At 62.3% G+C, this 14,227-nt stretch carries 11 protein-coding genes, 1 tRNA gene and 1 pseudogene; 4 read left to right on the plus strand and 9 right to left on the minus strand.

All coding sequences use genetic code 11. The features are described 5' to 3' along the window. Window positions 1–623: NYN domain-containing protein (locus N551_RS0112670; protein ID WP_027567289.1), on the plus strand; the 623-nt coding region annotated here is incomplete at its 5' end. Beyond that, complete coding sequence (locus N551_RS0112675) at window positions 604–1,278, plus strand: uracil-DNA glycosylase (protein ID WP_027567290.1); 675 nt, start codon at window positions 604–606, stop codon at window positions 1,276–1,278. The genes N551_RS0112670 and N551_RS0112675, both read left to right, overlap by 20 nt. On the opposite strand, the gene N551_RS0112680 is transcribed toward N551_RS0112675, so the two are convergent. The 4 genes from N551_RS0112680 to dapA are packed head-to-tail and all read right to left on the minus strand — an operon-like array spanning window position 1,275 to window position 3,766. Continuing rightward, window positions 1,275–1,868 carry a peroxiredoxin gene (locus tag N551_RS0112680; RefSeq protein ID WP_027567291.1) on the minus strand — a complete coding sequence of 198 codons (594 nt, stop codon included), beginning with the start codon at window positions 1,866–1,868 and terminating at the stop codon, window positions 1,275–1,277. The two genes, N551_RS0112675 and N551_RS0112680, sit on opposite strands and share 4 nt — an antisense overlap. Before the next feature lie 4 nt (window positions 1,869–1,872). Continuing rightward, on the minus strand, window positions 1,873–2,346 hold the full coding sequence (gene smpB, locus N551_RS0112685) for an SsrA-binding protein SmpB (protein ID WP_027567292.1): 474 nt from the start codon (window positions 2,344–2,346) through the stop codon (window positions 1,873–1,875). 59 nt (window positions 2,347–2,405) lie between these two features. After that, window positions 2,406–2,822, minus strand: coding sequence for a large conductance mechanosensitive channel protein MscL (gene mscL, locus N551_RS0112690; RefSeq protein ID WP_027567293.1), 417 nt, complete (start codon window positions 2,820–2,822; stop codon window positions 2,406–2,408). A gap of 53 nt (window positions 2,823–2,875) precedes the next feature. After that, window positions 2,876–3,766 (minus strand): 4-hydroxy-tetrahydrodipicolinate synthase, encoded by an 891-nt coding sequence (gene dapA, locus N551_RS0112695; protein WP_007603384.1) that lies wholly within the window; start codon window positions 3,764–3,766, stop codon window positions 2,876–2,878. A gap of 295 nt (window positions 3,767–4,061) precedes the next feature. Between dapA and N551_RS0112700 the strand changes: the two genes are divergently transcribed. Next, entirely contained in the window at window positions 4,062–6,467 is a 2,406-nt protein-coding gene (locus tag N551_RS0112700; protein ID WP_035961368.1) for a lytic transglycosylase domain-containing protein, read from the plus strand. 537 nt (window positions 6,468–7,004) lie between these two features. On the opposite strand, the gene N551_RS0112705 is transcribed toward N551_RS0112700, so the two are convergent. The 4 genes and pseudogenes from N551_RS0112705 to N551_RS39655 all read right to left on the minus strand — a co-directional run. Beyond that, window positions 7,005–8,579: a porin gene (locus N551_RS0112705; protein ID WP_027567295.1), complete on the minus strand. Its 1,575-nt coding sequence runs from the start codon at window positions 8,577–8,579 to the stop codon at window positions 7,005–7,007. Between the two features lie 234 nt (window positions 8,580–8,813). Beyond that, window positions 8,814–10,310, minus strand: coding sequence for a hypothetical protein (locus tag N551_RS0112710; RefSeq protein ID WP_027567296.1), 1,497 nt, complete (start codon window positions 10,308–10,310; stop codon window positions 8,814–8,816). Next, complete coding sequence (locus N551_RS35355; protein ID WP_051462698.1) at window positions 10,279–10,788, minus strand: tetratricopeptide repeat protein; 510 nt, start codon at window positions 10,786–10,788, stop codon at window positions 10,279–10,281. Before N551_RS35355 ends, N551_RS0112710 begins: the two co-directional genes overlap by 32 nt. Window positions 10,789–10,802: 14 nt before the next feature. Beyond that, a pseudogene (locus N551_RS39655) lies at window positions 10,803–11,732 on the minus strand (tetratricopeptide repeat protein); the annotation flags it as partial. A 616-nt stretch (window positions 11,733–12,348) separates the two neighbouring features. Here N551_RS39655 and N551_RS0112725 point away from each other — a divergent pair. Beyond that, window positions 12,349–12,441, plus strand: a tRNA-Ser gene (locus tag N551_RS0112725). Between the two features lie 149 nt (window positions 12,442–12,590). On the opposite strand, the gene N551_RS0112730 is transcribed toward N551_RS0112725, so the two are convergent. After that, complete coding sequence (locus N551_RS0112730; protein WP_027567298.1) at window positions 12,591–12,857, minus strand: hypothetical protein; 267 nt, start codon at window positions 12,855–12,857, stop codon at window positions 12,591–12,593. Window positions 12,858–14,227 lie beyond the last annotated feature (1,370 nt).

Genomic DNA, 14,227 nt, shown 5'->3' on the forward strand with positions numbered 1-14,227 from the left:
TCGCGCTCTTCATCGATGGAGCCAATCTCTACGCGACGGCGAAAACTCTGGGCTTCGACATCGATTACAAGCGCCTGCTGAAGGAGTTTCAGAGTCGCGGGACGCTGCTGAGGGCGTTCTACTACACCGCCATCATCGAGGATCAGGAGTACTCCTCGATCCGCCCGCTGATCGACTGGCTCGACTACAACGGCTACACCGTCGTCACCAAGGCGACCAAGGAGTTCATCGACGCCTCCGGCCGCCGCAAGGTCAAGGGCAACATGGACATCGAGCTCGCCGTGAACGCCATGGAGCTCGCCGAGCACATCGATCAGATGGTGCTGTTCTCCGGTGACGGCGACTTCCGCTCCCTGGTCGAGGCCGTTCAGCGCCGCGGCGTGCGGGTCACCGTGATTTCCACGATCGCGAGCCAGCCGCCGATGATCGCCGACGAGCTGCGCCGGCAGGCCGACGTCTTCACCGACCTCGTCGAGCTGCAGTCCAAGCTCGGTCGCGACCCGTCCGAGCGCCCCGCCCCGCGTGACCGCGGCGACCGCGAGGCGCGCCACCACGCTCCGCAGTTCCTCCAGCGCGCGACCACGATGGCGCCGGCGAGGGGCGATGACGACTTCGAGGAGTGAGGCGGCCCGGTCAAGCCGCCAGCCTCTCAGCCTCGTCCCCGACCGTGACTGTCCGCTCTGTCCGCGCCTGGTCGCCTTTCGCGAGGCGAACCGCGCGCGCGAGCCATTGTGGCACAATGCACCGGTTGCGCCTTTCGGCGACATCAAGGCGCGCCTGCTGATCGTCGGCCTCGCGCCGGGGATGCAGGGCGCCAACCGTACCGGCCGTCCCTTCACCGGCGATTATGCCGGCGACCTGCTCTACGCGACGCTGCTCGAATACGGCTTCGCCAAGGGCAAATATCAGGCGCGTCCCGACGACGGCCTGAAGCTGGTCGACTGTCGGATCGCCAATGCGGTGCATTGCGTGCCGCCGCAGAACAAGCCGCTGCCGGTCGAGATCAACACCTGCCGGCAGTTCCTCGCGGCGAATCTCGCAACGATGCCGAACCTGCGCGCGATCGTCGCCCTCGGGCGTATTGCGCACGACACCGTGCTCAAGCCGCTGAACCTGAAGGGATCACAGGCCCCCTTCGGCCACGGCGCCGTGCATCAGGCCGGCGCATTCAGGCTCTACGACAGCTATCACTGCTCCCGCTACAACACGAACACCCGCGTGCTGACGCCGGACATGTTCCGCTCCGTGTTCGCGAAGGTGAAGGCCGACCTCGACTAGTCCTTAGACGAGCCCGTGGCGGGATTGCCCTTCAGCCAGTCCAGGACATCGCCGGCGTTTCGGTCGGGCGGAAACACCGGATAGAACACACGCGTGATCCTGGCGTCGTCAACGATCAGCGCGAGGCGCTTGATCAGCGTCAGGCCCGCGACCTCCATGGTCGGCAAATTCAGGGCGCGCGTCAGCGCCAGCTTCTCGTCCGAGAGCACCGGGAACGGCAGATGCAGCCGCGAGGCCATCTCGGTCTGGTACGCGTTGCTCTGGGTCGAGAGGCCGAACACCTGCGCGGCACCGGCGGCCTTCAGCTCGGCGAACAGATCGCGAAATGCGCAGGTCTGCGGCGTGCAGCCGCGCGCGCCCGGGATCATGTCCCAATCGTCGACCAGCGCGATCTTGCCGGGCTCGCCGGTGCGCGGATAGGCGAACACCACGGTTCGGCCACGCAGCGCCGACAGCGCGACCGACGTGTCGTCAGTCGCGAGCAGGCTGACCGGCGGCAATGTCATGCCTTTCAGGTGCGCGGCACCACCGTCGTCCGCGGGTGCGGGAATCCGGCTCCAATCGACCTCGAGCAGGTTTCTCTGAGTCATCCCGCTATCCCCTCGCACGCATCAGCCGGCCCTTCTCCCGGCTCCAGTCGCGCTTCTTCTCGGACTCGCGCTTATCGTGCAGCTTCTTGCCCTTTGCAACCGCTAGCTGCAATTTCGCGCGGCCACGCTCGTTGAAGTAAAGCTTGAGCGGGATCAGCGTCATGCCTTCGCGGTCGACCGCGCCCATCAGCTTGTTGATCTGCTTGCGATGCAGCAGCAGTTTTCGCGGCCGCTTGGGCTCGTGATTGAAGCGGTTGCCCTGGAGATATTCCGGAATGGTGGCGTTGATCAGCCAGATCTCGCCGTCCTTGGAATCGGCGTAGGATTCCGCGATCGTGCTCTTGCCGCTGCGGATCGACTTGACCTCGGTACCGGTCAACGCAATGCCGACCTCGATCGTATCCTCGATTGCATAGTTGAAGCGGGCCTTGCGATTTTCCGCCATGACCTTGATCGGACGTTCGTTCTTGTCGGCCATGGAAGACAAACCTGATCGAGATGCGCGAGGACGCTAACAGTTTGGATGAAGCGCGCGCGTCAAGACTTCTTGAGGAGATCGCGGATCTCGGTCAGCAGCTCGACCTCGGCCGACGGCTTCGGCGGAGCGGCAGGCTCTGCCTCGTCCTTGCGCTTCAACTTGTTCATGGCACGGATCACCAGGAACAGCACGAAGGCAATGATGATGAAGTTGATCGTCAGCGTGAGGAAGTTGCCCCAAGCCAAGACGGCGCCCTGCTTTTTCGCGTCCGCGAGATTTGCCGCGGTGACCTTGCCCGAAAGCGGCGTGAAGTAGTTCGAGAAGTCGAGACCGCCGGTGGCCGCACCGATGATCGGCATGATCACGTCGCCGACCAGCGACGTCACGATGGCGCCGAAGGCCGCGCCGATGATGACGCCGACCGCGAGGTCGACGACGTTGCCCTTCATGGCGAACTCGCGGAACTCCGTGAGCATCCGCGTGCCTCTTTCCTCGATCGCCATGAAAAGCTCCCCGTTCGGCTAGCGCGTCAGTTGATGAGGCCAGCATGAACCATCGCGCTGCGCACGGCAACGCGGGTCGGTTCGGTGACCGGCACCATCGGCAGCCGCAGCGTTTCGTCGAGCTTGCCGAGCAGCGACAGCGCGTACTTGATCGGCGCCGGATTGCTCTCGATGAAGAGGTTGTTGTGCAGCGGCATCAGCTTGTCATGCAGCTTCAACGCGGTGGCATGGTCGCCCTTCGCCCAGGCGGCCTGGAACTCGGAGCACAGCCGCGGCGCGACGTTCGATGTCACCGAGATGCAGCCATGGCCGCCATGCGCCATGTAACCGAGGATGGTCGCATCCTCGCCCGAGAGCTGGTTGAAGTCCTCGCCCATCGCCGCGCGCTGCTGCGAGACGCGGACCATGCTGGCGGTGGCGTCCTTGACGCCGGCGATGTTCTTCAGCTCCCAGAGCCGCGCCATGGTGTCGACCGACATGTCGATCACCGAGCGCGGCGGAATGTTGTAGATGATGATCGGAATCCCGATCGCGTCGTTGATCGCCTTGAAGTGCTGGTACATGCCTTCCTGGGTCGGCTTGTTGTAGTAGGGCGTCACGACCAAAACCGCGTTCGCGCCCGCCTTCTCGGCGTGCTGGGCGAGCTCGATCGCCTCCTTGGTCGAGTTGGAGCCGGCGCCGGCGACGACAGGCACGCGGCCTTTCGCTTCCTCGATGCACCATTCGACGACCTTCTTGTGCTCGTCATGGCTCAGCGTCGGGCTCTCTCCGGTGGTGCCGACGGGAACCAGGCCGTTGGTGCCCTCTGAAATCTGCCAGTTGACCAGGGAGCGAAACGCCGCCTCGTCCAGCGAGCCGTTCTTGAAGGGCGTGACCAAGGCGGTGAACGATCCCCGGAATTTTGTCTTGGCTGCCATGGACTTCCTCCGTACGCGGCAATCTTGAGCGCAGGCCGCATTCATATCGGGTCTATCCCGCCGGTAAAAGACCCGCTCCCGTCTGACGCACCGTTTAGGCCGCGATTTTGCCGCGGTGGTGGTGCAAACCGGGCGAAGGTAAGCGGCTGTTGGTAATTTGTCCGCATATTCAATCAAATACAGCCAGATCTTGTACAGCTAGGTCTTGAGCCAATTGACTGATTCGGGGCGACGAAACGCCGTGATCTCATTTCCGCGCGCCGCATGGCGATCCACCGGCCTGATCGTGTGCCTGATGGCAGGGCTGTCGGCCGGCTGCGCCGCCTGGGCCAAATCCAATGAGACAACCGCGGAAACGGCCAAGGATACCGCGAAGGAAACCGCGAAACCCGCAGCCAAGCCAGCCGCCAAGGACACTGCGAAAGGTGCGTCCAAGGGAACCGGCAAGGAAACTCCGAAGGACGCCGCCAAGGGAGCAAGCAAGGGCGCGACCAGTGCCCCCGCCAAGGATGCCGCGAAGAAGCCTGCCAAGGATGTGGGCAAGGATGCTGGCAAGAACGCTGGCAAGGAACCTGCGAAGGACAAGCTGAAGCCTACGGCTGCCGCGCCAAAGTCAACGCCGACCGTTGGCGGCTCGGTCCCGAAGACCGCCCCCGCGCCGGCTGCGACGGCCATCGTCAGACCGACCGCCCCGGCCCCCGCCAAGCCCGTCGCGGCTCCTGTCCTGGCTCCTGCGACCCGCCAACATGCCGCCCCGCGCAAGCCGGTCACACCGGCTGCGGTTGCTGCGACCTCCTCGACGTCGCAAGCCGACAAGGACACGCTGGAGACCGTGATCGAGCTCGTGCGCAAGCGCAAGGCGGGCGACGCCACCAATGCCGCGGCCGCGATCTCGGATCCCGTCGCGCGAAAACTCGCGGAATGGATCATCCTGCGCAGCGAGGACAATGGCGCGACTGTGGAGCGCTACCGCGCCTTCCTCTCCGCCAATCCGAGCTGGCCGTCACAGACCTTCCTGCGCCGGCGACTGGAGGCCGCGATGTGGGACGACAGGCGCGACGACCAGGTCGCGTGGTCGTGGTTCGAGAACGAATCGCCCGTGTCCGCCAAGGGCCGCTTCACGCTCGCGAAGGCGATGCTGGCGCGCGGCGACCGCGCCAACGCCGAACGTCTGGTGCGCGATGCCTGGCGCAGCGACCCGATGTCGGAAGACACCGAGAACAACGCACTCGACCAGTTCGGCGCGCTGCTGACGCCCGGCGATCAGAAGGCGCGGATGGACACGCTGCTCTACGGCAGCGAGAACGAGGCTGCACTGCGTGCTGCGAAGCGCCTCGGCGCCGGCTATGTCGCACTCGCCAAGGCCCGCATCGCCTCGCTCAAGAAAGCGCCGAATGCCCGAGCGCTGCTCGAAGCCGTGCCGCGCGAGCTGCACGGCGATCCCGGCTTCATCTTCAGCAAGATCCAACTGCTGCGCCGTGATGAGAAATTTGCGGAAGCCGCCCAGCTCATGCTGTCGGCACCGAAGGATCCGGGCCGGCTCTACAATCTCGACGAATGGTGGATCGAGCGGCGCCTCCTGGCGCGCAAGATGATCGACACCGAGGAGTTCCGCAGCGCCTATCTGATCGCGCGCGATGCCGCCCTGCCCTCGCGCGACATCTACAAGACCGAGCAGGAGTTCACCGCCGGCTGGATCGCATTGCGCTTCCTCAACGATCCCGCGGCTGCCACCCAGCATTTTGGCCGAATCGGGATCGGCAGCGTCAATCCGACCACGCTGGCGCGCGCCGGCTATTGGCAGGGCCGCGCTGCGGAAGCTGCAGGCCGCCAGCAGGAGGCGCGCAACGCCTACGCGCGGGCAGCCGAGCAATCGACCAGCTATTACGGCCAGCTCGCACGCGCCAAGCTCGGCCTGCCGCAGATCGAGCTCAACGCTCAGCCGCGCAGCCGCGGTGCCGAACGGCTGGAGATCGTGCGCGCCGCGCAGCTGCTCTACGAGCTCGACGAGCGCGAGATGGCGATACCTGTTCTCGCCGACATGGGCGAGAACGGCGATCCCGAAGCGCTGGCCGGCCTCGGCGAGCTCACCCAGCGCCACAGCGACGCGCGCGGCATGCTGCTGCTCGGCAAGGCCGCGCTCAATCGCGGGCTGCCGTTCGATTTCTATGCCTATCCCATAAACGGCATTCCGCAGTTCACGCCGATCGGCCCCGAGGTCGAGCGCAGCATCATCTACGCCATCGCGCGGCAGGAGAGCGCCTTCAATCCCTCGGTCGTCTCGCCGGCCCAGGCCTATGGGCTGATGCAGGTGACGCCGGACGCCGCGCGCTATGTCTGCAAGCGGCACGGCGGGACCTACGATCTGGGACGTCTGAAGAACGATTCGGCCTACAACGCCACGCTCGGCTCGGCCGAGCTCGGTGGGCTGCTCGAGGACTATCGCGGCTCCTACATCATGACCTTCGCCGCCTACAATGCCGGCCGCGGCAGTGTGAAGAAGTGGGTCGATCGTTACGGCGATCCGCGCGATCCCAAGGTCGACGCGGTCGACTGGGTCGAGCTGATTCCGTTCTCCGAGACACGCAACTACGTGCAGCGGATCATGGAGAACCTTCAGGTCTACCGCGCCCGCTTCGGCGGTGGCACGCGGTTGCAGATCGAAGCCGATTTGCGCCGCGGCGCCGGCAGCGTGGAGTAGCGGCATCTTCCCTCGACTCGCTGCCGGGAAGCCCTTTGGTGGCGGCCGCCAATGTCGCCGGGACTTGAGCCACCGAAGAAGAACTGACGTGTGATCGTCAGCCGGGGCTTTCTCGACACGCGCCTCGTGAGTGCTAGAATCTTCGAGACTGCCAGAACCTTGGAACTGCCAGAACCTTGTGGAGCTGCCAAGCTCTTCGGGCCTGCAGGGTCGTGGTCAGATCGGTGAGCTCTCCGTTGCCCTGCGGCTCCAAGAAGGCATCGATCCCTTCCGGCTGAACACCTGATAAGCGGGGGTTCGCAGGTCCGCGATGGTTCAACGACGGCCAGAACCCGCGCCTCGGTCGGGGCTGGCGTGCAGCGCAGAGATCCCCTCTCCCCGACGCAGCTTCGATCAGGTCACGACGAACGATCGAGCAATGGACAGCGACGCTCCAACGCGGTCGCCATGGGCGGAGGCAAAAACAAGCATCACCGGCAAAAGAAAAAGCCCCGGCGGTTTCCCGCCGGGGCTTTCTATCAGGTCGTTAGACCGAACTTACCAGTTGCGCTGAGCGCGGAGGAGCAGGGTAACGGTGTCCTGATCCTTCAGCTCGTAGGCTGCAAGCGGCTTGCCCGTCGTACCGGACGGAGTAACGGTGCCAATGACACCAGAATACTTCTGGTCGATACGGGTCCAGGCAACGTCAGCCGAGAACGTCAAGTTCTTGACCGGGGTCCAGCGGGTGATGAGACCCACCGAGCCGACGGCGAAGTCCGGGTTACAACCCGTCACACCGGCAATGCCGCCGAACACGCCACCAGCACCACCGGCGCCGCAGATCGTGGTCTTGGCCAAGGAACCGAACTGGGCCTGGGCGTAAGCACCGTAGATCGCGGTGTTCCAGTAGGGATCCCAGTTGTGGGTGTACGCACCGCGGAAGCCCCAAGTCTTGACCGTTTCCTGCTGGCTGCCCGTGACGAACACGGTGTCCGGAGCATTGGCGAAGCCGACGCTCTGGTAGGCAACGCCGGAGCTGCCAAACATCGAGTAGCTGCTGCCCGCGAGGTTCTGGAAGTTGTAGCGGGTCGCACCGTCGGTGTAGACGCCCTGGATGTTGATCACGTCACCCGCACCGGTCGGGATGTTCTTGATCGACAGAGCGAGCTGAACCGCCCAACCCCACTTGTCATCGGGATGACCGGTGGGTTCGGTCGCGCCGTAGTAGGCAACGTGGTTGTCATGTGCAGCCACCGACGCCTGGAAGAGACCCCAGGCCTGGTCGACGCGGACCATACCAACGAGGTTCGGCGAACGCGTGCCGCCGATGGCGTTGGAGCCATACGAGCCACCAAGAATGCCAGCCGCAGACGCGCCGGTCATGTTCAGGTTGCCGGCGTCATAGTAGGCCGCCCTATCTTCAGCCGAGAACGCTGCCGTCACGCCCTGACCGAAGTCAGCGGTGTAGGAGAACTGGTTGACACCAGTGACCGTGCCGCTGCCGCCGACGAGACCGTCGTAGTTGTTGCCCGGGTAGTTGGTCCAGGGCGCGTCGAACTGCGACACGGCCTTACCCATCGTGAAGCCAGCGAACTGGATGAAGGCGTAGTACACGCCGAGCGAGCCGCCCGAGGTGCCGCCGTCGTTTCCGTTGATCGAGGAACCGACGAGAGCCGGGGCCGCACCCGAGGTGTTGAGGGCCAGCGTGCTGCTGTAGGCGGTCGTGCCGGTCGCGCTGCCGGTGCCGTTGTAGTTGCCGGTCGTCCAGGAGAACACGCCGTCGAAGAAGGTACGGACAACGCCGTACTCGGTCGCGGTGCGCGTGTCGATGTTGAGATCTTCACGAGCGCGCATGGTGTAGTAGTTCGTCAGACGGTTGCGGGCACCGTTATTGCCGGTGAACTGACCGCTGTAGTCCGAGTTGGTGTTCAGCGCGACTTCAGCGCGCAGATAACCACCCAGCTTGATGCAGGTGTCCGTGCCGGGGATGTAGTAGAAACCCGCACCGTACAGGGAGCAGATCTTCACGTATTCGACCGCTTTGGCCTTCACGGGGAGATCGGCTGCCTGCGCTCCGCCGACAGCGATCAGACCCGCTGCGGAACCGAGCAAAAGGCTCTTAACCAACTTCATGTTAAACCTCCAAGTTTGCCATAGGGAAGGTTCCGGATCCGCTGGGTGAAGACACCCTAAGGTTGGTTCCCTTGTCCCTTAAATTCACCGCTTAGTCGCTTCGCGCCTTCGGACACACCCGCTGAACGCGAGGGACTTAAGCGAACCACCTAAGACGGGACGACCTCGGGATGCCCCCCTCCGTCGCTCAGTCACAATTACCGAACGCCCTTGCACACACAACAACAGAACGCTTCAGAACGAGCCGATGGAGCGTGTTTTCCGCCAGGTGTTGCACAAATAACACGCAGATGTGATCAGGGCGACTTTGTAACGGCTTGAATTTGTTGGATTTTTTCGACGGGTTTCATTTGCCGTCAAAAGTTCCGGCACCGGCCCCTCACACCCGTGGAGACGCTCTGCTGTGGATCTGAGCCGGTCGAATCGTGGAATCAACCTAAGGACTCGGCGCGGGCCACCCCTTCGGGAACTGGCTGGCCTGACCATTAAGCGGCTGCGATCGTCATCCCCATCCGCGCGCTGGAACTTCGATATGATCCGGCGCCAAGCCGTCTGATATCGTTGATACATAGCCTCGAAAGCTGTCTCCAGCCGCTTGGCGTAGAGCGCGGCATCAAACAGTGATGCGGTCAGGTGGTTCCCTTGCAGCCGTCCGCGAATATCCGCCAGCTTCTGTTTATCAAGCGCCAGCTCGATCGCGAGTGCTTCATAATCCGCACGCGTTCGCGTGATCAGCTCAGGCAGGCCGACAGCGCTCAGCAAGCTTGCCGCCACGCGGCCGGCGAAACTGTTCCCGATGTGGGTCACCACCGGCAGACCAGCCCACAGCGCGTCGCTGGCCGTCGTATGTGCGTTGTAGGGCAGCGTATCCAGGAAGAGGTCGGCGAGGCGATGGCGCCCCAAATGTTCGGATGAAGACGCAACGCGCCTTGCAAACACCAGGCGATCCGGGTCGACGCCCCTGCCCTTGGCTTCCTTCCGCAGATTCGATTTTGCGATCTCGCCGACGTCGGACAGCCACAAGACCGACTGGTCCACGCTCTTCAAGATATTCATCCAGGAGCCAAAGACAGCCGGATTGATCTTGTAGGCGTTGTTGAAGCAGCAAAACACAGTCCATTCCTGCCGCAAATCGTGGTCGGCCCGATCGGGCGCAGCATCGTCGATTGTCCCGACGCGATTATCACGCGGCATGAAGCTGCCGGGCAAACGAACGACCTTCTCGTCGAAGAATTCGCTGTTTTGATCTGGCAGCACGATCGGATCGGCAATGATGTAGTCGACTAGCTCCCCGCTCCCCAACGTCCCCGCGAACCCAAGATAGTTGACGACGATCGGAGCCGGACTGGCCGCGAACAACGACAGCCTGGCATTGTGCGTATGGCCAGCAAGATCGACTAGAATATCGATCTGCGCATCGTCGATCGCTTTCAGGACTTCACCGTCGAGCTTGTGCTCGCAATCGACAAAGCGATGAAATGACTTTTCGAGCCGCTTGCGGAGATCGCTGTTGTCGTCAGGACCGATTGAAAACGCATACGTCTCGAAGCGGTCGGGATCGTGACTCTCGAATATCTCGGCGGTGAGGTACCCGACCGGATGCTTGCGAAAATCAGGCGAAACATATCCGACCCGGATCTTGTCGTGGCGACGGATTTCACCCCCCCTCTCGTTTTGGAGGCATGCGGGAGCTTTGCCCTCACCAACTCCTGGCGCAGCTGAGCTGATCATCGGGAGAATCCGTCAGGGACAGCAAAGCAAAGGGAGAGCTATTGGCCTTCCCGAGCCGTATTGCTGCCGTCAACCGGCCGATCTCTTCGTCCAGATTGTCCCAATTGCACAGGTTCATCTTCGCAAGGAGACGCAAACCCTCGATGCCCTCCAGGTCGGGCCTGATCGACACCGCCTTGTCGAAGGCGATGAAGGCTTCGTCATGGCGCCCGAGCTCGGTAAAGACGTTGCCACGGCCAATCCAGGCCCCCTCGATGTCGGCCTTGATCGCGAGCGCCTTGTCATACGCGGCAAGAGCCTCCTCGTAGCGCTTGAGCCCCCACGCAACATTGCCGCGACCAAGCCACGCCTCGGCGAGATCAGGCTTGATCGACAGCGCCCGGTCGTACGCAGCGAGTGCATCGTCACGGCGCTTGAGCTCGGTGAGAACATTGCCGCGGCCAAGCCAGGCTTCCGCCAGATCAGGGCGGATCGACAACGCCTGTCATAGGCAGCCAACGCCTCGTCAAGGCGCTTGAGATCGAAGGACACGTTGCCCCGACCAAGCCACGCGTTCTCCAGGTCGGACTTGATCGAGAGCGCCCTGTCATAGGCTGTCGAGGCTTCGTCGTAGCGCTTCAGGCTCCAGAAAACATGCCCCCGGGCAACCCACGCGCTCTCGAGGTCGGGCTTGATCGAGATCGCCTTGTCGTACGCAGCCAGCGCCTCGTCGTGGCGCTTGAGATCGGTGAGAACTTCACCTCGGCCAACCCATGCACTCGGGACATCCGGCCTGGCCGACAGCGCCTGGTCGTACGTGGCAAATGCGTCGTCGTACCGCCTGAGATTCCGGAGTGCGTTGCCTCGACCAAGCCATGCAGTCTCCAGGTCAGGCCTGATCGACAACGCCTTGTCGTAGGCGACGAGGGCATCCTCGAAACGTCTGAGCTTTTCAAGGCAGCCGCCCTTGCTTGCGTAGGCATCGGCAAAGTTCGGATTGTAGAATGTCGCCTTGTCGAATTGCTCAATCGCTTCGCCATAGCTTCTCGCGAACTCGGCCAGGATCGTACCTCTGTTGTGATACGAAAGGGGATTGCGCGGATTCACCGCCAATGCGCGCGTGAAATAGGCCAGGGCTTCCTGAGGCCGATTCAGCGCTTTGAGCGCATATCCATAATTGCTGAGGGCCTCGTCGCTGCTTCCGTTCAGGGCCACGGCCGCCCTGAGATGCATCTCGGCCTCCGCAAATCGACCTTGTACGAGCTTCACCACGCCCAGGAGATGTTCGACTTCGAAGATGTTCCTGGCGGATTTTGCGATCTGCTGCAGTATTCTTTCCGCTTTGACCAAATCATGGGCGTGAAAGGCTTCGACAGCACGTCGAAATTTGGTCTGCAGTTCACCCGCCAAGTCCATTCCTCCCTCGGGACGTCGGTCAATCATACCATCGGTCCCGACATTGCAAGATGAGACCGTAGCGGCATGAGAACGTAGCGGCGTAGCCCGGCAGCCCTTCCCCGCTTTGGTCTCGAGGGCGCGGTTCCAACCGAAAGAGCAATCGCGCCAAGACAGGCTCTCCTTGATTGCGGCGACCTCCGGCGCGACGGGGTAGCCCCTCAGCCGGCGAGCGAGTTATCCCGACTAATAGTAAGAGCGCCCTTCCCGCAGCCTGACACGGGACCCCGTCGGCCGATCTGAGGGCAATCACCGCTCCATAGCTTGTGGCGAATGGCGGAGAGAGACAATCAAATCAATCACTTGCAACTGAATCACTTGATAGAGGCGGTCGGCGACGAAGGCAATCGTCCCACGCGCGGGCCATCCGATCCAATTTGAAAGCAAAATCAATCGTTTATGTGGATGAAGGGAGCCTTTGTCCGCGCCAGAACCGCTCTAAATACGGGCGCCAGAACCTCCAGCTTTGTGTCCGTTATCGCGGCGTTACGTTCTCGCGCGGAGAGCAAACCGCTTGGTTTCGGAATTCGCTGGGAATATTCGAGCAAAAACACACGCTTCCAAATTGACCAGCCCGAGTAATTAGATGCATAAGGCTCGCACCGGAGAGGTGGCCGAGTGGCTGAAGGCAACGCTTTGCTAAAGCGTCATACGGTCTCAAGCTGTATCGAGGGTTCGAATCCCTCCCTCTCCGCCACCCCGCCGCGGAATCCGAGATCTGTGCGTTCCTTCACCTGACACGCGACGGTGGCCTCATGCCGCTCCGAATCCGGTTGGCGGACCACGAGGGAACCTGATTCAGCACAAATCAGCTTCACCTGTGAAACCAAGAACGAGATTCTCCGCTCAGTGGGCGGCGACCCACGCCCTCGCCTCGCGCTGCGCGGCCGAGATGTCCGCGTCCGACATCTGCCCGGCAACTTCCTGGCGCAGCGTCACGGCGTCCTTGCGGCCCTTCAGCGCGGCGAGGTTGAACCATTTGTGCGCGGCGACGAGATCGACGAGACCGGAGCGTCCGCTCGCCCAATACAGGCCGCGCTCGAACAGCACGTCCGACAGCGCGCCTGCGTCGATCGGCGTCGCGGTCTCCAGATCAAAAGTACCCTGAAACATAACGCATCCCCTTTTTTCTTATGCCGCCTCGTCCCCGAGCGCGGCTCCCGTCCAATCAACTGTTCAACTCATCCCCGAGGCTTGTTGCCCGTGCCGTTTGCCGGCTTGTTGGAGGTAATGTGGCGGGCAAATTTGAATGGCAGTTTAAGTATCGCGATGAAGCAGACGTAAACGCGCCCGCCCCAGGCGCGCACGACAAATGCAAGAAGTCCCGGTTTTGCAGGCACTTCTGCAATTCGTCAGATTCGGTTTACCTTGGGATTTTGGGAGAACGATAACCATCGCGCACGGTGACGGGCGTGCAGTGATGTCCCCTCCGCTCTCGTCACCGGTATTCCAGAGACAGCAATGGTCCCACGAGAAGCTGCGGCGTACTGGATCCCGGTCGGAGCCGGGCGATGACACCGCGAATGAGAAGCGGCGCGCGAACAGCGTGCAATTGCGCCGCAGCCTCCCTGTTCAAGCAGGGCGCGCCTATGAAGAAACATATGGCGGGAAGCTCGACTGCGGCCATCTTTCGAGACGCCCGCCTGCGGCGGCCCTCAGGATGAGGGACGAGTATGCGGCAACATCAACGCAGATGGATGCAGCTGAGGCACATCCCGAGGAGGCCGCGAACCAGTCGTCTCGAAGGACGAGGCGCTCGCTCAGGCATCGCTGAGACTTCATATGCGACAGCCCTGCCTGCTCAAGGGCAGCACAGCCACGCCGCGATCAGATCAACAATGTGGGGATATGGGAATGCCGGCAATACCCCGGCCTCATGAGAACGAGGGCGTCGGCGAACACGTCAGGACCAGCTTCCACGTCGGCCCGAAGGCCACTTGTGAAATTGCGGAGCCCCTTACGGAGAACCGCACGAACGAAGAAAACTTGTTTCTTCTGCCGGACCGGCCTTTGGCGAGCGAACCCGCGAAAGAGAACGATCCGACCGTTGACCTGATGTCTCGCCGACACCCTCTATCGTCGACCAGAACCTTCGAGAAGGCGCTGATGACGTGCCGGCTCTCTAGGAGCCGGCAACTTCAAAAAGCGAAGTTACTTCTTCTTGGCGACCTTGCGGGTCTTCTTCGCAGTCTTCTTCACTGCGCTCTTCGCCTTCTTCGCCTTCTTTGCCTTCTTAGCTTTCTTGGCCATGTTGCCCTCCGATGTGTGAGATGGCTTAATCGCTGCATGCAGTCGGGGATCGAGTGCACACTCATCCCGAATACACCAACACAACGAAAAAAACAGCGTCTCGCTTAAAGAAGTGTTGACGGCGAAACGCGCCTGCGCTGGCGAACACGATGCAAACGGACTGCACGATGTGTGCATGCGAGCGCAGAGAGTCCCCGCGGCATCGACGTTCGCAAAAGATGCGACTGCAGAAA

Origin of the sequence: Bradyrhizobium sp. URHA0013 (assembly GCF_000518345.1) — a bacterium.
Classification (GTDB): domain Bacteria; phylum Pseudomonadota; class Alphaproteobacteria; order Rhizobiales; family Xanthobacteraceae; genus Bradyrhizobium.